The sequence below is a fragment of the Allostella sp. genome (genome assembly GCF_041913585.1).
Taxonomy (GTDB): domain Bacteria; phylum Pseudomonadota; class Alphaproteobacteria; order ATCC43930; family Allostellaceae; genus Allostella.
The window spans coordinates 1-17,568 of sequence record NZ_JAYSFE010000063.1; the positions used below are offsets into that span (position 1 = coordinate 1).

Sequence of the window (17,568 nt, forward strand, 5' to 3'; positions counted from 1 at the left end):
CCGCCCTGCTCCTTCTCCAGGCAATGGGCGCCGACCTGCACCGACATGCGGCCGGCGACCTCGCTCATCGGCGCCAGCAGCGGCAGCGCGCCGCGATGGTCGGTCACCGTCTCGTAGGCGATGCCGACGGACCCGGAGGCGACCAGACCCTCGGTCAGCGCCTTGTCGGCGGCGAGGTGGAGATAGGTGAAGAGCACCTGCCCGGGCCGCAGCATGGCGACCTCGCCCGGCTGCGGCTCCTTCACCTTCACGATCATGTCCGACTTGGCGAAGACCTCGGCGGCGCCGTCGGCGATGGCCGCGCCGACGGCGCGATAGTCGTCGTCGGCGAAGCCGATCCCGGCTCCGGCCCCGGTCTCGACCAGGACCGAGTGCCCGTTATGGACCAGTTCCCGCACGCTGCCCGGCACCAGGCCGACGCGATACTCGTGGGTCTTGATCTCCTTGGGGACGCCGACGCGCATGGCTGCAAGCTCCATCAGAAACGGGAAACCCCGCACCCGGAGGCCGGGCACGGGGTTCCTGGGGAACGGGAGAGGAGGATCAGGCGGCTTCCTTGAGGACGTCGCCCAGCGTGCCGAAGATCTCGTCGATGTGCGGCTTGCCGCAGATCAGCGGCGGCGACAGCGCGATGATGTCGGCGGTGTAGCGGATGAGGAGGCCGCGCTCGAAGCACTTGACGAAGGCGTCGTAGGCGCGCGCCGTCGGCTTGCCGGCGAGCGGGTCGAGCTCGACCGCGGCGACCAGCCCGATGTTGCGGACGTCGACGACGTGCGGATGGTCCTTAAGGCTGTGGGCGGCATCCTCCCAGTAGCCGTGCAACGCCGCCGAGCGCTCGAACAGCTCCTCCTCGGCGTAGGTGTCGAGCGTCGCCAGCGCCGCGGCGCAGGCCACCGGATGACCCGAGTAGGTGTAGCCGTGGAAGAGCTCGATCAGGTTCTCCGGCCCGTTCATGAAGGCTTCGTAGATGCCCTTGCGCAGGAACACCGCGCCCATCGGGATGGTGCCGTTGGTGATGCCCTTGGCGACGGTGATCATGTCGGGGACGACACCGAAATACTCGGTCGCGAAGCCCTTGCCGAGGCGGCCGAAGCCGGTGATGACCTCGTCGAAGATGAGCAGGATGCCGTGCTTGGAGCAGATCTCGCGCAGCCGCTGCAGATAGCCCTGCGGCGGGATCAGCACGCCGGTCGAGCCGGCGACCGGCTCGACGATGACGGCGGCGATGGTCGAGGGGTCGTGCAGCGCGCAGATCCGCTCCAGCTCGTCGGCGAGATGGGCGCCCCATTCCGGCTGGCCGCGGGTGAAGGCCTGCTTGGCGCGGTCGTAGGTGTGCGGCAGGTGGTCGACGCCGGGCAGCAGCGCGCCGAACTGCTTGCGGTTGGAGGAGATGCCGCCGACCGAGATGCCGCCGAAGCCGACGCCGTGGTAGCCGCGCTCGCGCCCGATCAGGCGGGTGCGGTGGCCCTCGCCGCGGGCGCGGTGATAGGCGATCGCCATCTTCAGGGCGGTGTCGACCGCCTCGGAGCCGGAACTGGCGAAGAAGACGTGGTCGAGGTCCTCCGGCACCATCGTCGTCAGGCGGGCGGCCAGCTCGAAGGGCAGGGGGTGGCCCATCTGGAAGTTGGGCGCGTAGTCGAGCCGGGCGACCTGGTCCTGGACCGCCTTCGTGATCTTCGGCCGCGCGTGGCCGGCATTGACGCACCACAGGCCGGCCGTCCCGTCGAGCACCTTGCGGCCGTCGGCGGCGACGTAGTGCATGTCCTCGGCGCCGACCAGCATCCGCGGCGCCTTCTTGAACTGCCGGTTCGCCGTGAACGGCATGAAGAAGGCTTCGAGGTTGTTGGGCATCTGGGTGGCGGTCTTGGATTCGTAGCCGGCCATGATGTGGGCTCTCCCGGGGGGAACTGCGGACGAGCGCGGAACCTAGCACGGCGGATCGACCGATCGAAACGGTGACGCGCAGTCGCACGGACCAATATTGACAAAGGAAATATCGCTCCATATTTACGACGGAAATATCGAGGGGACGACCATGCTCTTCTTCGCCTTCCTCCTGGCCGTCGCCCTGGCCGCGAGCGGGCTCGCCCGCCTCGGCGTGCCCGGCCTCGCGGACTGGCCCGCCCGCATGCGCTGGGCGATGGCGGCGGCGCTGCTGTTCTTCGGCACCGACCATCTCGTCAATCCCGGCCGCTACCTGCCGATGATCGCGGATTTCGTGCCGCTGCCGCTGGCCGTGGTCCTGGCGACCGGCGCGGCGGAGATCGCGGGCGGCGTCGGCCTGCTGGTGCCGCGGCTGCGGCGCGCGGCCGGCATCCTGCTGGCGCTCTATTTCGTCTGCGTCTTCCCGGCCAACGTCCGCAACGCGCTGGCGGGCGGCGGCATCGAAGGGCTGCCGGCATCGGCCGCCTACTACTGGGTGCGCCTGCTCTTCCAGCCGCTCGCGATCTGGTGGGCGCTCCACGCATCCGAGACGATCGGCTGGCCCTTCCGTCGTCGAGCCTCGCGGGCGACGGCGGCCGTGCGCTAACCTCCGCCGCCGTGAAAGACAGAGTCTTCCTGCATGTCGGCCCCCACAAGACCGGCACGACGGCGATCCAGCGGGCCCTGTCGCGGACGCCCGGGATCGTCTACCCGGCGGTTCCCGCCATGGGGCCGGGGCACGCGCTCGCCGCCTGGGGAACGATCGGGGCCGAGGGGCGGACGGCCGATCCCGACCTTCTGGTCCGGCTGGTCCGCGAGGAGGCCCGGCCCGGCCGCCCGCTCGTCCTTTCGGCCGAGGATTTCTGCCGCGCGATCATGCCCGGTTGCGACGCCGAGGGCATCCGCCGCCTGGCTGCCGCCCGTCCGGTCGAACTGGTCGTCAGCCTGACGCCGCTCGTCCGGCGCCTGCCGGCGATGGCCCAGGAGATGGTGAAGCACGGCGACGCCATCGACCTGCGCTCGGAGGCGGTGCTCCGGACGCTGCTGGCGCGGGAGGCGGGGCTCCAGCCCGACCTCCCGGAGCGGCTGGCGGCGCTCGCCCCCTGGGCCGGCATGCATTTCGTCCTGCCGGACCATGCGCGGCGGGGACGCCTCTTCGCCGGCTTTTCCCGCATTCTGGGCGTGCCGGTCGTCGCGGACGCCGCCGACCGCACCTACGAGAACCGGCGCTGGCCCTATGCGGCGGTCGCGATCCTGGCCGGCATCAACGAACTGGCCGCCGGAGCCGACCCGGCGCGGGTGCGTGCTGCCGGCCGGGACGCCGCCGAGGCGGCGCTGCGCGCGCTGCCGGCGCTGGCGGCGCTGCCCTATCCCGAACTGCCGGCCGGCCTCGCCGCGGAACTCGCCCGCACCTGGCGGCGGCAGCTCGCCCGCATCCGCGGCTGGGTCCGGGAGGGCCGGGCGACGCTCCACCGCTAGCGGCGGGTCGGGACCTGTCCGGCCCCGGCCCGGCCCGGCCCCGGCACGTCGGCCTCGCTGCCGCCGGGCCGTCCGGATAGATTTGCCGGATGACTGGCCCGTTCCATCCAAGGTCGCCGCGAGCGGGGGCGCTCGGGTGCCTGGTCGCGGTCTCGATCCTCTCCGGCTGCGCCGCGCGCCCCGGCCCGCAGGTGTTGGAGCCGATCCCGGCCTCGGTCGAGGGCGCGCGGACGGTGACCGTCCATGTCGCGACGACGCGCGAGCGCGAGGCGCCGGACGGCAGCCAGTTCACCAGCCGCCGGGCGGCCGCGACGAACTATGCAACCTACGACATCTCGATCCCGCCGGTGCATCGGCCGGGCGCGATCGAGTGGCCGGATGCGGAGCCGAGCGCGGCCACCAGCTTCGTCACCATCCGCCGGGCGATGCTCGACCGGCCGGCGTTCGAACAGGGCGTCGCAGGCGCCGCCGACCGGCGTCGCCCGCGGCGGATCGGCGTCTTCGTGCATGGTTTCAACACCAGCTTTCAGGAGGCGCTCTATCGCCTGGCCCAGATGGCCGCCGACGCCGATCTCGGCGGCGTGCCGGTTCTTTTCGCCTGGCCCTCGGTGGCGCGGGTCACCGGCTACCTGGAGGACAAGGAGGCGGCGACCTATTCCCGCGACGCCTTGGCCGCGCTCCTCGCCGGCCTCGCCCGGGACGGGATGGCGGAGGAGGTCGTCCTGGTCGCGCACAGCATGGGCGGCTGGCTGGCGGTAGAGGCGTTGCGCCAGCTGCGCCTGACCGGGCGGGACGACCTGCTCGCCCGCCTCAGCGTGGTCCTGGCCGCGCCCGACATCGACGTCGACGTGTTCCGCGCCCAGATGCAGGTGATCGGCCGGTTGCCGACGCCGCTCGTGCTGCTGGTCTCCAGCGACGACCGGGCCCTCGGCGTCTCCAGCTTTCTCACCGGCGACCGGCAGCGGCTCGGGGCGATCGGCATCGTCGCCCGGGCGGTCCAGGATGCCGCCGTGAAGGCCAACGTCCAGGTCATCGACATCTCCAGTCTCGAGGCGTCGGACCGCATGAACCACGACCGCTATCTCAGCCTGGTCGCCCTCTATCCGCGGCTCGCGGCGGCCGGCGACGGCAAGGCTGGCGGCCTGCGCCGGGCGGGCGCCTTTGTCTTCAACGCGGTGGGCGCCGCACTGTCCAGTCCGTTCGAGCTGGCCGGCCGGGCCATCGCCGGCGACTGACGACCCGGCTGACGACCGGACCGACGACCCGGCCGGAAGCGGTTCAGGCCTTGCCCAGAACGGCCTCGCGGAAGCGGTCCTTGAGGTAGCCGCCGTCCTTGGGCGGCAGCACGAAGGGCAGCTTCTCGGCGATGATCTTGGCGACGGCGAAGACGGGGCCGGGCGCGTTGCGGGCGGCGTCGACCAGCGCCGGCACGTCGGCCTCGCTGCGCGCGGTCATGGTCTTCGTCCAGCCGGCCGCGGCGGCCATGCCGGCGAGATCGACGCCGGCATGGGTCGGGGTCGGCTGCATCCCGGTCTCGCCGAAATGCTCGTTGTCGAGGACGACGACGGCGAGGTTGGCCGGCCGCTTCATGGCGACGGTGGCGAGGCTGCCGACCGCCATCAGCATCTCGCCGTCGCCGGCCAGCACCAGCACGCGCCGGTCCGGCTGGGCGAGCGCGAGGCCGAGGCCCATCATGGTGGCGCCGCCCATGGCGCCCCACAGGAAGAACGTGCGCGGGTCGTCGCCGGCGGCGGCGGCGTCGTAGGTCGGCGTGCCGAGCCCGGTGATGACGAGCAGGCGCTCGTCGCGGCCGGCGAGCAGCCGGGCGACGAGGGGGCGGCGGTGGATCGTGGGGGCGGTCATGGCCGGGCTCACTCGTTCACGAAGGCCTTGGCGCCGATCAGGCGCTGGGACAGCAGGATGGCGACGGGCGGCCCGCCCTCGAAGGTGTAGCGGGCGGCGTTGGCCACCGTCGGGCCGACATCCTCCGGCCGGTCGCAACGGTAGCAGACGACGTTCATCGCGGTCAGCACCGCTTCGGTCGCCCGCCCCATGGCGTTCTGCCACGGGTTGAACTCGCCATACTCGCCCCGCATGGTGACGATCATCAGGAACGGCATGCGGCAGGTCTGCGGCAGCGACAGCATGTTGATGCAGTTGCCGACGCCGCTCGACTGCACCAAGAGGACGCCGCGCTGGCCGCCGAGATAGGCGCCGCACAACATCGCGACCCCTTCCTCCTCGGTGGTCAGGGTCACCACCTGCATGGCGTTGTCGGCCTCGCAGCACTTGATGAGGCGCGCGTGCCCGGCGTCGGGGACATGCGCGACCTGGCGGATGCCGGCCTGCTTGAGGGCGCGGTAGATGTCGTCGGGCCAGGTCGGCGCGGCGGCGGCTTCGGTCATGGTCGGCGGCTCTCGGGTCGGACCGGGGGTGGGGAGGCGAACGCTAGCGGCGGGGCGCGGGTGGCGCAACCGGCTTGGCGGCGGGCGTGGGTTCGCCTATGAGGCCGGGCGCCGATGACGGCGAGCGTTCCTGCGCCGCCCAGCCTGGAGGAGCCCGATGGCCGACGTCCGCCCGTGGTGGCACCGCGACCGCTTCGCCCGCCGTCTGCCGACGTTGCGTCGGCGCGCCGCGATGGTGTCGGCGATCCGCGCCTGGTTCGACGCCCGCGACTTCCTCGAGGTCGAGACCCCGGCGCTCCAGGTCTCGCCCGGCCTGGAGCCGCACCTGATGGCGTTCGCGACCGATCTCGAGGCGGCGGACGGCCGCATCCGGCGGCGGATGCATCTCCACACCTCGCCCGAATTCGCGATGAAGAAGCTGCTGGTCGGCGGCGCGCCGCGCATCTACCAGCTTGCCCGCGTGTTCCGGAACCGCGAGGGCAGCCGGCTCCACAGCCCGGAATTCACGCTGCTCGAATGGTATCGCGCCGGCGCCGGCTGGCGCGACCTGGTCGAGGACTGCCGCGGGCTCCTCCAGGCCGCGGCGACCGCCGGCGGCGAGAACGTGCTCCGCATGGGGTCCGCCGTCGCCGACCCGTTCCGGCCCTGGACGGTGGTCAGCGTCGCCGAGGCGTTCCGGCGCTGGGCCGACATCGACCTGATGGCGGCGACCGACGATCCGGCGGCGCCGTCGCCGGCCCCGCTCGCCGAGGCGGCCGCCCGCATCGGCATCCCGCCCCATCCCGGCGACGACTGGGAGACGATCTTCTTCCGCATCTTCCTGGAACGGATCGAGCCCAGGCTCGGCCACGGCGCGCCGACCGTGCTCCACGACTATCCGATCTCGATGGCGGCGCTCTCCCGTCCGAGCCGCGAGGACCCGCGCGTCGCCGAGCGCTTCGAGCTCTATGTCTGCGGCGTCGAGCTCGCCAACGCCTTCGGCGAGCTGACCGACGCCGCCGTGCAGCGGGCGCGCTTCGTCGCCGACATGGACCGCAAGGAGCGGCTCTACGGCGTCCGCTACCCGATCGACGAGGACTTCCTGGCGGCGCTCGGGCACGGCATGCCGGAGAGCGCCGGCATTGCGCTCGGCATCGACCGGCTGGCGATGCTGGCGACGGGGGCGGGCCATATCGAGGACGTGCTGTGGGCACCCGTCGACGGCGGGCCGGAACGGGCGGGGTAGGTCACGTTGACACCGCCCCGCGGCATCGGCTGAATGCGCCGACAGGGGATGTCCGGGGTTCGCAGGAGGGGAATGGTGACGATGCGCGGTCTGATCGCCGGGGTGGCGCTGGCGGTCCTGTGCGCGGCGGCGGCCGGGGCGCAGGAGCGGACGCTCAAGGTCTACAACTGGAGCGACTACATCGATCCCAAGACGGTGCCGGCCTTCGAGGCCGAGACCGGGATCAAGGTCGTCTACGACGTCTACGATTCCAACGAGACGCTGGAGGCCAAGCTGCTGACCGGCCGCTCCGGCTACGACATCGTGACGCCCACCAACTCGCCCTTCTTCGTCCGGCAGCTCGCCGCCGGCGTCTACCAGAGCCTCGATCGTTCCAAGCTGAAGAACTGGGGGAATCTCGACCCGAAGATCATGGCGCTGCTGGCGAAGTACGACCCGCAGAACGCCTACAGCGTGCCGTGGATGTGGGGCACGTCCGGGGTCGGCTACAACGTCCGAAAGGTGCGCGAGGCGATGCCGGACGCGCCGCTCGACAGCCTCGCCATGGTGATGGACCCGGCCGTGGTGTCCCGCTTCGCCAAGTGCGGCGTCATGCTGCTCGATTCGCCGACCGACGTCTTCTCCGCCGCCCTCGTCTGGCTCGGCCGCAACCCGGACAGCAAGGACAAGGCCGACCTCGACGCCGCTGCGGCCCACCTGCAGAAGGTTCGGCCGCATGTCCGGAAGTTCCACTCGTCCGAGTACATCAACGCGCTCGCCAACGGCGACATCTGCGTCGCCTTCGGCTTCTCGGGCGACGTCATCCAGGCGATGAACCGCGCCAAGGAGGCCAAGCGCGGGGTCGAGGTCAGCTATTCGATCCCCAAGGAGGGTGCGCTCTTCGGCGTCGACGTGATGGCGATCCCGTCCTCCGCCGCCAACGTCGCCGAGGCGCACGCCTTCCTCGACTTCGTCATGCGGCCCGAGGTGGCGGCGAAGGCCTCGTCCTTCGTCGGCTACGCCACCGGCAACCAGGCGGCGATCCCGCTGCTCGACCCGGCCGTCCGCGACGACCCGCGCATCTATCCGCCGCCGGCGATCGTCGAGAAGTTCTACACCCTGACGCCGGCCGATTCCGGCTACGAGCGGCTGCGCACCCGCGCCTGGACGCGCGTCAAGACCGGTCGCTGACGGGTGATGGATCGCCACCGCCCGGCGGCGGAGCCGGAGGGCGCGGCCCCGATCCTCCGGGTCGAGGGCGTGGTCAAGCGCTTCGGCCCCGTCGCCGCCGTCGACGGCGTGTCGCTGGACCTGCAGCGGGGCGAGGTGTTCGCGCTCCTCGGCGGCTCGGGCAGCGGCAAGAGCACGCTGCTCCGCATGATCGCCGGCTTCGAGGCACCCGACGAGGGGCGGATCGTCATCGACGGCCAGGACATGACGGGGGTGCCGCCCTACGCGCGGCCCGTCAACATGATGTTCCAGTCCTACGCCCTCTTTCCGCACATGACGGTCGAGCGCAACGTCGCCTTCGGCCTCGTCCAGGAAGGGCGGCCCCGGGGCGAGATCCGCACGCGCGTCGCCGAGGCCCTGGAACTGGTCCAGCTCCAGGATCTCGCCCGGCGCCGGCCGCACCAGCTCTCCGGCGGCCAGCGCCAGCGCGTGGCGCTGGCGCGCGCGCTCGTCAAGCGCCCCAAGATCCTGCTCCTCGACGAGCCGCTGGCCGCGCTCGACCGCAAGCTGCGCGAGCGCACCCAGTTCGAGCTGGTGACGATCCAGGAGCAGGTCGGCATCACCTTCCTGATCGTGACCCATGACCAGGAGGAGGCGATGACCATGTCGAGCCGGATCGCGGTCATGGACCGCGGCCGGATCATGCAGGTCGGCACGCCGCTCCAGGTCTACGAGCATCCGCGCTCGCGCTTCGTCGCCGATTTCATCGGCATGGCCAATCTCTTCGACGGCGCGGTCGAGGCGGCGGCGGGCGACGTCGTGATGATGCGGTGCCAGGACTTCGCCGGCGCGCTCGCCGCCGTCGGCGCCGGCGACTGGCAGCCGGGCCAGCCGGCGACGATGGCGGTGCGGCCGGAGAAGATCACCATCGGCCGCGCCGAGCCGCCGGCGCGGGTCAACCGGGCCTTCGGCACGATCCGCGACATCGCCTATCTCGGCGACCAGTTCATCTACCATGTCGAGACCGCCGAGGGCCGCCGCATCGCCGCGACCCGGCCCAATCTCCGGCTCGCCGACGAGCCGCCCTTCACCTGGGAGGAGGCGGTCTGGCTCTCCTGGACCGCCGAGAACGCCGTGCTGGTGGCGCCGTGAGCGCGGCATCGCCGGCCGGGTCGGGCGGCGGCTTCCAGCGCCTCGTCCTGCTGCTGCCCTATGCCTGGCTGGTGCTGTTCCTGCTGCTGCCGTTCCTGGTCGTGGTCGGCGTCAGCCTGTCGACCAAGGAACTCGGCACGCCGCCCTTCGTGCCGCCGGTCGGGTTCCAGGACGGGGTGCCGCGGATCGCGCCCGACTTCGGCAACTATGCCTACCTGCTGGACGACCCGCTCTACCTCGTCGCCTATCTCAACTCCCTGAAGGTGGCGGCGATCGCCACCGCGATCTGTCTCGTCCTGGGATATCCGGTCGCCTACGGCATCGCCCGGGCGCCCGCGCCTTGGCGGCCGCTGCTGCTGACGCTCGTCATCCTGCCCTTCTGGACCAGCTTCCTCATCCGCGTCTATGCCTGGATCGGCATCCTCGCGCCCAATGGCATCCTCAACAACCTGCTGCTCGGGCTCGGCCTCGTCGACCAGCCGCTGGTGATGCTGTCGACCGAGCCGGCGGTGATCCTGGGCATCGTCTATTCCTACCTGCCCTTCATGATCCTGCCGCTCTACGCGACGCTGGAGCGGCTCGACCCGACCCTGATCGAGGCCGCGTCCGACCTCGGCTGCCGGCCGCGCGGCGCCTTCCTCCGGGTGACGCTGCCGCTGTCGGTGCCGGGCATGGTCGCCGGCGCGATGCTGGTCTTCGTGCCGGCGGTCGGGGAATTCGTCATCCCGGACCTCCTCGGCGGCACCGACACGCTGATGATCGGCAAGGTCGTCTGGGACGAGTTCTTCTCCAACACCGACTGGCCGGTCGCTTCGGCGGTCGCGGTCGCGCTGCTGCTGGTGCTGATCCTGCCGCTGCTCCTGGCGCAGCGGCTGCAGGGGGACGGGCGGTGAGCGGCCGCATGTCGCGGTTCGTCCTCACCATGCTGGTCTTCGGCTACGCCTTCCTCTACCTGCCGATCGCGACGCTCGTCGTCTACTCCTTCAACGAATCCCGCCTCGTCACGGTGTGGAGCGGGTTCTCGACCAAGTGGTACGGCGAACTCGTCCGCAACGCGGCGCTGCTCGACGCCGCCTGGACCAGCCTCGTCATCGGCGTCCTTTCGGCGTCGGTGGCGACGGTCCTGGGCACCGCCGCCGGCATGGCCCTGGCGCGGCCGCGGCTGCCGGGCCGGATGCTCTTCACGGCGATGCTGGCGACCCCGCTGGTCCTGCCCGAGGTCATCCTCGGGCTGGCGCTGCTGCTGCTCGTCGTCTCCGTCCAGGGGCTGACCGGATGGCCGGCCGAGCGCGGCGTCGGCACCATCACGCTCGCCCATGCGACGCTCGCCATGGCCTATGTCACGGTGGTCGTGCGCTCCCGGCTCGTCGGGCTCGACCCGGCCATCGCCGAGGCCGCAATGGACCTGGGGGCCCGGCCGGCGGCCGTCTTCTTCCGCATCACCCTGCCGATGATCGCGCCCGGCGTCGTTGCCGGCTGGCTGCTCGCCTTCACCCTCTCGCTCGACGACCTGGTGCTGGCGAGCTTCACCTCGGGACCGGGCGCCACGACGCTGCCGATGGCGATCTTCTCCAGCGTCCGCATGGGGGTCAGCCCGCAGATCAATGCGCTGGCGACGGTGATCGTCGCGGTGGTGGCGGTGGTGGTGCTGGTCGCCGGCCGCCTCGTGTTTCCGGCGGGCGGCGACCGGCGCCGGGGATGACGGACGCGGCGACGCGCCTTCTGCTGTGGTCGGCCCAGGATGCGCTGCGCCGCCGCGACTGGCCCCAGGTCGACCGCCTCGGCCGCGCCCTGGCGGCGGCGCCGGCCGCGGGCGAACCGTCGCCGGCGGCCGCCGGCCGCCTCCTGGTCGCCTTTGCGTCCGGGCTCGGCCGGCCGGACGGGGCCGAGCGCTTCCGGGCGGTGGCCGCGGCCGCGCTGCCCGGGTTCGACCGCTACCGCTATCTCGACGACGCGCTCGGGGCGGCCCGCCCGGCCCGCGCCTCCGACGCGCAGGCGCTCGACTGCCTGCTCACCTTCGCCGCCGCCGACGTCTTTCTCCTCGAATATCCCAAGTGCGGCCGGACCTGGCTGCGCACCATGATCGGACGGACCGTCGAGCGGATCGGCGGCGTCCGCCTGCCCGACCCGGCCGACCTCCGCCTCGCCGCCCGCGCCGTGCCCCGGCTGCCGGCGATCGAGGTCAGCCACGACGACTACCCGCAGCTCAAACCCGCGGACCGCGTCGCCACCGACAAGCGCATCTATGCCGACCATCGGGTGCTGCTGCTGGTCCGTGACCCGCGCGACGTGCTGGTCTCCCTCCATTTCCAGCGCACCCGGCGCGGCGAGCCCGGGTTCGGAGCGGCCCGGCCGGAGGAGACCCTGTCCGATCTCGTCCGCGGCCCGGTCGGCGGCCTCGCCTCGCTCGTCGCCTTCTACAATGCCTGGGCGGCCGCACGCGCGGTGCCACGAGACTTCCTGCTCGTGACCTACGAGGAACTGCACGCCGACACCGCGGCGACCCTGGCGCGGGTGCTGGCCTTCGCCGGCTTCGGCCCGGTCGCGCCCGCGATCGTGGACGCGGTCGTCGCCGAGTGCGCCTTCGACCGGATGCGGGCGGCCGAGGCGGCGGGCGCCTTCGTCTCCGATCGGCTGCGGCCGCGCGACGCCGACGATCCCGAATCCTACAAGGCGCGGCGCGGCCGGGTCGGCGGCTTCGTCGACTATCTCGGCGCCGAGGACCGGGCATGGATCGACGCCCGCCTCGCCGCCGACCTCGATCCCTGGTTCGCCGCCTACCGCCCCTGACCTTCGGCGCGGATCAGCGCCTGTTCGGCCATGCGGACGGCCTGCATGCCCTCCGCCAACTGCGAATCGAGGTCGAGCGCGCGCACGAGCGCCTGGCCGGCCCGGCCGATGGCGGCGGCGAACTCGTCATTTCGCCGCAGCCAGTCGACCTTGTCGACGAGGTCCGACAGGTCGCTGGCGACCGGCACCACCGTCCGCCAGGGGACGAGCCGATCATAATACCACTGCCGCCAGCCGGCGGCGGATTCGACCTTGAGCACGGCGCTGCCGGTGGCCAGCCGCTGGAACATGCCGCTCCAGGCGTTGGCATGGCCGTCGATGTAGATCTGGTAACGCCAGCGCGGGTAGCTGCTGGTGGCGACCAGCGGTCGCAGCAGCGGTTCGAGCGCCGTCTGCGTTCCGGGCGGGAAGCGCTCCAGGTCGACGAGGCGATGGAGCCCGGCGTCGATCCGTCCCCCGCTCGCCGCCGCGATCCGGCAGAGGCGGACGCGCGGCAGGTCGGCGGCGTCGCCGCTCGCCGGCACTTCGCCGGTCGGCGCGCCGCGCCAGAGGGCGACCGGCCGGCGGGCCGGCCACGGCACGTCCTCCAGCCGCGCCAGCAGGGCGGCGTAGCCCGCCTCGCCGAGGAAGTCGAAGTCGGGTATCGGGATCGCCAGGTCGCACCGGCTCGACCCGGCGAGGTGGGGCAGGGTCCTGGCCGGCCCGTCGCCGTCGGTGGGATCGACCAGGACCGTGACGGGCCGCCCGAAGGTGCGGTCGATCGCGAGCCAGAACCGGGTGGGGCGCAGCAGCCGCAGCGCGACGATGACGGGACTGTCGCTCGGACTGGTGCCGCGTTCCGCCGGCAAGCGCGCCGTCAGCCGCCCGCCCCCGATCGTCATCCGGACGAGCGGCGCCGGCAGCCCCGGCTCGACGCCCGTCCGGATGGCGAGCCCGCCTGCGACCGTGGCCCAGGCGCGGCTCAGCGCCGGCCAGTCGCCGGCGGCGATGGCCGCCGCCGCGCGCGTCTCGACCAGGGCCCGCATCACCGCCCGGTCGCCGGGCGCCAGCCGGAGGGCCGCCGTCAGGAGGCGGAGCGCCTCCTCGTAGCGGCCGGCCGACCGCAGGACCCGCGCCTGCAGCCGCATCGCGCCGATGTCGACGGGCGGTGCCGGCTCGCTCACGGCGGCGCGGCGGCGGCGCGTCCGGCGACCGGGACGATCCGGCCGCCGGCCGGCACGTCGCGGACGACCACGGCGCCGGCCCCGATGCTGGCACCCGGCCCGACGCGGGCACCGGCGGCGACGACCGCGCCGGCCCCGATCTCGACATCGTCGCCGATCTCGACGCGGCTGCCGACGACGGCGCCGGGCCCGACCAGCACATAGTCGCCGATGACGGCGTCGTGGCTGACGACGGCGCCGAGCCTGAGGGTGCAGCACCGGCCGATGCGCACCGGGGCGGACAGCAGCACGCCCTGGGCGGCGCAGAGCCCCGGGCCGTGCTCGACCTGCCAGAGATCGACATCGGGATCGACGAGGTCGCAGGAGGTCCCGCCCGCCGCGGCGATCCGGTCCCAGACCGCACGCCGGGCGGCGGCCGAGCCGCGGACATTGTGGAAGACCGCGGCCCCGGCCGCCAGCAGGCCGGGCAGGACGGCGGCGCCGCCGAGCACGCGCACGCCCGGCGCCACCTCCCGTCCAGGCGGGAGGACGTCGTCGACGATGCCCGTCACCTGCCAGCGCGGTCCCGCGCGGTTGATGCGATCGACGGTCTTCAGGATGGCGACGAACGCGCCGCCATAGATCGCGAGCGGCGTCACCCCTCCCGCTCCAGGAAACCCAGCAGCATGTCGCACACCCGGTCGACCTCGGCCGCGCGGAGATGGGCGAAGAGCGGCAGCCGGACGATCCGCGCGGCCACGTCCTCGGTCACCGGCAGGTGTTCCGTGCAGCCGAGCCGGTCCCGGGCATAGGGCGCGGTGTGCAGCGGCTGGTAATGGTCGACGCAGAGAATGCCGTTCTTGCCGGCGTGGGCGAGGAAGCGGTCGCGCTGGGCCCGGTCGCGCATGAGCAGCGCGAAGATGTGGGCGTTGTGGCGGTGCGACGGCGGGGGCGAGGGCAGGGCGATGCCGCTGGCGGCCGCCGGCGCGAGGCGCCGACGGTAGCGCGCCCACAGCCGGAGCCGTCTCTGCGTCAGTTCCGGCGCCCGCTCGAGCTGGGCCAGGAGCACGGCCGCGGTCACGTCGGAGGGGGCATAGGAGGAGGCGAGGCTGGTCCACTGGTAGCGCGGGACCTCGCCGGCGGCGAAGCGGGCCTTGTCGGTGCCCTTCCATGCCATCTCGGTCAGCGGTTCGAGCAGGGCCGGGTCGTTGACGACGATCGCGCCGCCCTCGCCGGCCGAGAGGTTCTTGGAGTTCTGGAAGCTGAAGCATCCGAGCCGGCCGAACGTGCCGAGCGGGCGGCCGTCCAGCGTGGCGCCATAGGCGTGCGCGGCATCCTCGACGAGCGCCAGCCCGTGCTGGTCCGCGATCTGGCCGAGGCGAGCCATGTCCGCCGCGACGCCGGCATAGTGGACGACGACGATCGCCCGGGTCCGTGGTCCGACCAGGCGCGCCACGGAATCGGGATCGAGATTGAAGCTGTCGGGCAGGATGTCGGCGAAGTCGACGGCAGCACCGCGCAGCAGGAACGGCGTGACGGTGATCGGGAAGGTGAAGGAGGGCGCGATGACCCGGTCGCCCGGGCCGATCCCGAGCGCCAGCGCCGACATCTCCAGTGCCGTGCCGCAACTGGCGGTCAGGATCACCGGATGGTCGGCGCAGGCGGCGGAGATCGCCGCTTCGCAGCGACGGGTGAAGGCGCCGCGGCCGCCGATGAAGCCCGAGCGCAGCGCCTCGCCGACATAGCGTCGTTCCGTCCGCCCGAAGGTGGGACGCTGGAAGGGGATGGTGTTCGGCCTAGCGGGGGGCATGTGCCAGCATCGCGGTGATGGCCCGGTCGGGCGAGTAGGTCTCCCGCGTCGTCCGGCGAAGCGGTTCCTGCATCGCCTCGAAGCTCCCGGGGTCGTCGCGCAGCCGGGCCAGGTGCTCGGGAACCGCCGCCGCGCCGGGCTCGAACGGCAGCAGGTAGGGCTCGAGGTCCGGGCGCCGGGCGACCGCGTTGCTGCGCGGCAGGATGGTGAAGGCGCCGCGGATGCCGGCATTGTGGAAGCGTTCGCTGAGCGCGCCCGTCATCCGCTGCGGCAGGTGGGCCAGTACCGAGCGGGTCTGGGCGAACAGTTCCAGCAGCCGGGGAAAGGGCATCGGCGGCAGGAACCGGGTCTCGGGGTGGGCGGGAATCCGCTCGCGATCGTGCGGGGTGACGATGATGCCCGGGAACTCGCGCGCGGCCGCGGCCAGTTCGTGCTTCTCCTCGTGCGAGAACCGCATGCAGCAATATTCGAGGATCGCCCGGACCGTCGCGCCGGTCGGTTTTGCCTCGGGCAGCAGGCGAGGGCGCAGGTTGGCCGCGATCTCGGGCAGGGGCCGCCGGAACGTGCCGCGCGCCTCTTCCATGATCGCCGCCGCGAAGTCGCGGACCGGCCGCGGCATGGCGGCCAGGCGCGCCTCGTTGGCGGCGAGGCGGGCGCTGTCGATGGCGGTGAAGGCGGCGACGAAGAGGATGGTGCGCCGCGAGGTGGGCGTCTCGGCGCCGGCCATGTCGCCGGCGTCGCACCAGAACTCGGCGGCCGGGCGGACGGGCGCGCGGTTCAGCGCCGAGGCGTAGTCGAGGATGTCGTGGTCGATGTGCAGCAGGACCTTCCCCGCCCGTTCGCGATAGTTCACGGCGGCGCTGCCGTACCACGGCGGGTTGCCGTCGCGGCACAGGACCGGGACGTCGGCGACGGCGTCGGGCAGGCGGTCCAGGGTCTTGCCCCAGCAGAACAGGACCGGCCGGCGGGCCTGCCGCCGCCAGTGGGCGGCCGCCGACTCGAATTCCGGCCGCGACGGATCGAGCACCGTGGTCGCGAAGCCGGCGCGCGCGGCCGCCCGTGCAAGGGCCTGCTGGTTGGTGCGGTTGACCCGGAACGGGTCGTCCTCCTTGTGGCGCAGGACGAAGCCGACCTCGGGCGGCGCGCCCGCCGTCACGAGTCGTACCGGATCAGGGCCTCGGCCGGGATGTCGAGGCGGTCGCGGCCGGCGAGGAAGCCGAGCTCGATGATGACCGCCAGGGCCGGTACGGTCGCCCCGACCTGGCGCAGCAGCCGCGCCGCCGCGGCGGCGGTTCCGCCGGTCGCGAGCAGGTCGTCGAGCAGCACGATGCGCTGGCCGGGCTCGACCGCGTCGGCCTGGACCTCGACCGTGTCGGTGCCGTATTCGAGGTCGTAGGTCAGGGGGACGGTCCGTCCCGGCAGCTTGCCCTTCTTGCGCACCATGATGAAGCCGCAGCCCAGCATCAGCGCCAGCGGCGCCGCCGTCAGGAAGCCGCGCGATTCGATGCCGGCCAGCGCGTCGGGCCGGTAGGGGACGACCCGTTCGGCCAGATCCTCCATCGCCCGCCGCCAGGCGGCAGGGTGGGCCAGCAGGGTCGAGATGTCGTAGAAGAGGATGCCGGGCTTGGGAAAGTCCGGGATCGTGCGGATATGCGATCGGAGGTCCATTGAGTCGGGTCCGGGAGGTCGAGGGGCGCGCCGCGCGATGCTATCGGTCGCGACGGTTCCCGCCAATGGCCGCCGTCCCGGCGGGCGCCGATGCCTGACGCCGTCGACCGGCTGCGGCGCCTGCCGGACTCCGATCGCCACGACGTGCTGGCCGCGGCCCGCGAGATCGCCGCCTGCCGGCGGGTGCTGCGTCGTGCCGGCGAGACCATGGTGGCCCGCCTGACCCGCTCGACCGCGCCGCCGGAACCTTGGCGCCACTACCCCCAGGGGGGCGACGTCTACGATCCGAACTCGCACGCGCAGTACTACTTCCATTGCCACGCCGAGGCCGGCGACGACGGCGAGGTCGGCCACTTCCACACCTTCCTGCGACCGGCCGGCATGCCCCCCGGCATCGCCGCCCAGGGCGTGCCCGCCGCGGCCGTCGCCGAGGAGGCGCCGAGCCACCTGGTGGCGATCGGCATCGGCCCTGCGGGCGACCCGGTGCGACTGTTCACGACCAATCGCTGGGTGACCGGCGAGGCGTGGTATCCGGCGCCTGCGGTCGAGGCCATGCTCGGCCGGTTCGCGATCGACCGTCAGCATCCGTCCTGGGCGGTCAACCGCTGGCTGACGGCGCTCTTCCGGCTCTACCGGCCGGAGATGGGCCTGCTGGTCCGTGCCCGGGACGAGGCCGTCCGCCGCTGGCAGGCGGGGCATCCCGACCGCGACGCCTTCGAGGATCGCGACCTCGAGGTCGCCTCGACCATGCGCATCGACCTCGACGCGCGGCTGCTGGAGATCGAGCGGGCGCTGGCGCGCTGAACCGGCCGGCCCGGCGTGCGG

Annotated in this window: 19 protein-coding genes; 10 read left to right on the forward strand and 9 right to left on the reverse strand. The window is 72.7% G+C overall.

The features are described 5' to 3' along the window. Positions 1-464, reverse strand: a 464-nt coding sequence (locus tag ACE3Q3_RS13335) for an alanine dehydrogenase (protein WP_374446821.1), incomplete at its 3' end; no start/stop codon positions are given. A gap of 79 nt (positions 465-543) precedes the next feature. Beyond that, the gene (locus ACE3Q3_RS13340; protein WP_374446823.1) at positions 544-1,884 is read right to left on the reverse strand and encodes an aspartate aminotransferase family protein; all 1,341 of its coding nucleotides are present in this window, start codon (positions 1,882-1,884) and stop codon (positions 544-546) included. A gap of 151 nt (positions 1,885-2,035) precedes the next feature. Between ACE3Q3_RS13340 and ACE3Q3_RS13345 the strand changes: the two genes are divergently transcribed. From ACE3Q3_RS13345 to ACE3Q3_RS13355, 3 genes are all read left to right on the forward strand, one after another. After that, entirely contained in the window at positions 2,036-2,530 is a 495-nt protein-coding gene (locus ACE3Q3_RS13345) for a hypothetical protein (RefSeq protein ID WP_374446824.1), read from the forward strand. A gap of 11 nt (positions 2,531-2,541) precedes the next feature. Continuing rightward, positions 2,542-3,402: a hypothetical protein gene (locus ACE3Q3_RS13350; protein WP_374446825.1), complete on the forward strand. Its 861-nt coding sequence runs from the start codon at positions 2,542-2,544 to the stop codon at positions 3,400-3,402. Between the two features lie 89 nt (positions 3,403-3,491). Next, positions 3,492-4,637, forward strand: a complete 1,146-nt coding sequence (locus ACE3Q3_RS13355; protein WP_374446826.1) for an alpha/beta hydrolase — start codon at positions 3,492-3,494, stop codon at positions 4,635-4,637. 43 nt (positions 4,638-4,680) lie between these two features. On the opposite strand, the gene ACE3Q3_RS13360 is transcribed toward ACE3Q3_RS13355, so the two are convergent. Both ACE3Q3_RS13360 and ACE3Q3_RS13365 read right to left on the reverse strand, forming a co-directional pair. Beyond that, complete coding sequence (locus tag ACE3Q3_RS13360) at positions 4,681-5,265, reverse strand: thiamine pyrophosphate-dependent enzyme (protein ID WP_374446828.1); 585 nt, start codon at positions 5,263-5,265, stop codon at positions 4,681-4,683. Between the two features lie 8 nt (positions 5,266-5,273). Next, positions 5,274-5,807 (reverse strand): thiamine pyrophosphate-binding protein, encoded by a 534-nt coding sequence (locus tag ACE3Q3_RS13365; protein WP_374446830.1) that lies wholly within the window; start codon positions 5,805-5,807, stop codon positions 5,274-5,276. A gap of 157 nt (positions 5,808-5,964) precedes the next feature. On the opposite strand from ACE3Q3_RS13365, the gene epmA reads away from it, so the two are divergent. From epmA to ACE3Q3_RS13395, 6 genes are all read left to right on the forward strand, one after another. Then, positions 5,965-7,032: an EF-P lysine aminoacylase EpmA gene (epmA, locus tag ACE3Q3_RS13370; protein ID WP_374446831.1), complete on the forward strand. Its 1,068-nt coding sequence runs from the start codon at positions 5,965-5,967 to the stop codon at positions 7,030-7,032. Between the two features lie 81 nt (positions 7,033-7,113). Then, positions 7,114-8,202 (forward strand): polyamine ABC transporter substrate-binding protein, encoded by a 1,089-nt coding sequence (locus ACE3Q3_RS13375; protein ID WP_374446834.1) that lies wholly within the window; start codon positions 7,114-7,116, stop codon positions 8,200-8,202. 6 nt (positions 8,203-8,208) lie between these two features. Continuing rightward, the gene (locus ACE3Q3_RS13380) at positions 8,209-9,333 is read left to right on the forward strand and encodes an ABC transporter ATP-binding protein (protein ID WP_374446835.1); all 1,125 of its coding nucleotides are present in this window, start codon (positions 8,209-8,211) and stop codon (positions 9,331-9,333) included. Next, complete coding sequence (locus ACE3Q3_RS13385) at positions 9,330-10,226, forward strand: ABC transporter permease (RefSeq protein ID WP_374446836.1); 897 nt, start codon at positions 9,330-9,332, stop codon at positions 10,224-10,226. Before ACE3Q3_RS13380 ends, ACE3Q3_RS13385 begins: the two co-directional genes overlap by 4 nt. A gap of 8 nt (positions 10,227-10,234) precedes the next feature. Then, entirely contained in the window at positions 10,235-11,035 is an 801-nt protein-coding gene (locus ACE3Q3_RS13390) for an ABC transporter permease subunit (protein WP_374446838.1), read from the forward strand. Continuing rightward, entirely contained in the window at positions 11,032-12,123 is a 1,092-nt protein-coding gene (locus ACE3Q3_RS13395) for a sulfotransferase domain-containing protein (RefSeq protein WP_374446840.1), read from the forward strand. Before ACE3Q3_RS13390 ends, ACE3Q3_RS13395 begins: the two co-directional genes overlap by 4 nt. Here the strand turns inward: ACE3Q3_RS13395 and ACE3Q3_RS13400 are convergent. The 5 genes from ACE3Q3_RS13400 to ACE3Q3_RS13420 are packed head-to-tail and all read right to left on the reverse strand — an operon-like array spanning position 12,111 to position 16,743. Further along, positions 12,111-13,286, reverse strand: coding sequence for a glycosyl transferase family 90 (locus ACE3Q3_RS13400; protein ID WP_374446842.1), 1,176 nt, complete (start codon positions 13,284-13,286; stop codon positions 12,111-12,113). The two genes, ACE3Q3_RS13395 and ACE3Q3_RS13400, sit on opposite strands and share 13 nt — an antisense overlap. Next, positions 13,283-13,924: a hypothetical protein gene (locus ACE3Q3_RS13405; RefSeq protein WP_374446843.1), complete on the reverse strand. Its 642-nt coding sequence runs from the start codon at positions 13,922-13,924 to the stop codon at positions 13,283-13,285. Before ACE3Q3_RS13405 ends, ACE3Q3_RS13400 begins: the two co-directional genes overlap by 4 nt. Further along, positions 13,921-15,075: a dTDP-4-amino-4,6-dideoxygalactose transaminase gene (rffA, locus tag ACE3Q3_RS13410; RefSeq protein ID WP_374446844.1), complete on the reverse strand. Its 1,155-nt coding sequence runs from the start codon at positions 15,073-15,075 to the stop codon at positions 13,921-13,923. Before rffA ends, ACE3Q3_RS13405 begins: the two co-directional genes overlap by 4 nt. After that, positions 15,062-16,231, reverse strand: coding sequence for a hypothetical protein (locus ACE3Q3_RS13415; protein ID WP_374446845.1), 1,170 nt, complete (start codon positions 16,229-16,231; stop codon positions 15,062-15,064). The genes rffA and ACE3Q3_RS13415 overlap by 14 nt, the downstream gene beginning before the upstream one ends. After that, on the reverse strand, positions 16,228-16,743 hold the full coding sequence (locus tag ACE3Q3_RS13420) for an adenine phosphoribosyltransferase (protein ID WP_374446846.1): 516 nt from the start codon (positions 16,741-16,743) through the stop codon (positions 16,228-16,230). Before ACE3Q3_RS13420 ends, ACE3Q3_RS13415 begins: the two co-directional genes overlap by 4 nt. Before the next feature lie 90 nt (positions 16,744-16,833). On the opposite strand from ACE3Q3_RS13420, the gene ACE3Q3_RS13425 reads away from it, so the two are divergent. Further along, on the forward strand, positions 16,834-17,547 hold the full coding sequence (locus tag ACE3Q3_RS13425) for a hypothetical protein (protein WP_374446847.1): 714 nt from the start codon (positions 16,834-16,836) through the stop codon (positions 17,545-17,547). Positions 17,548-17,568 lie beyond the last annotated feature (21 nt).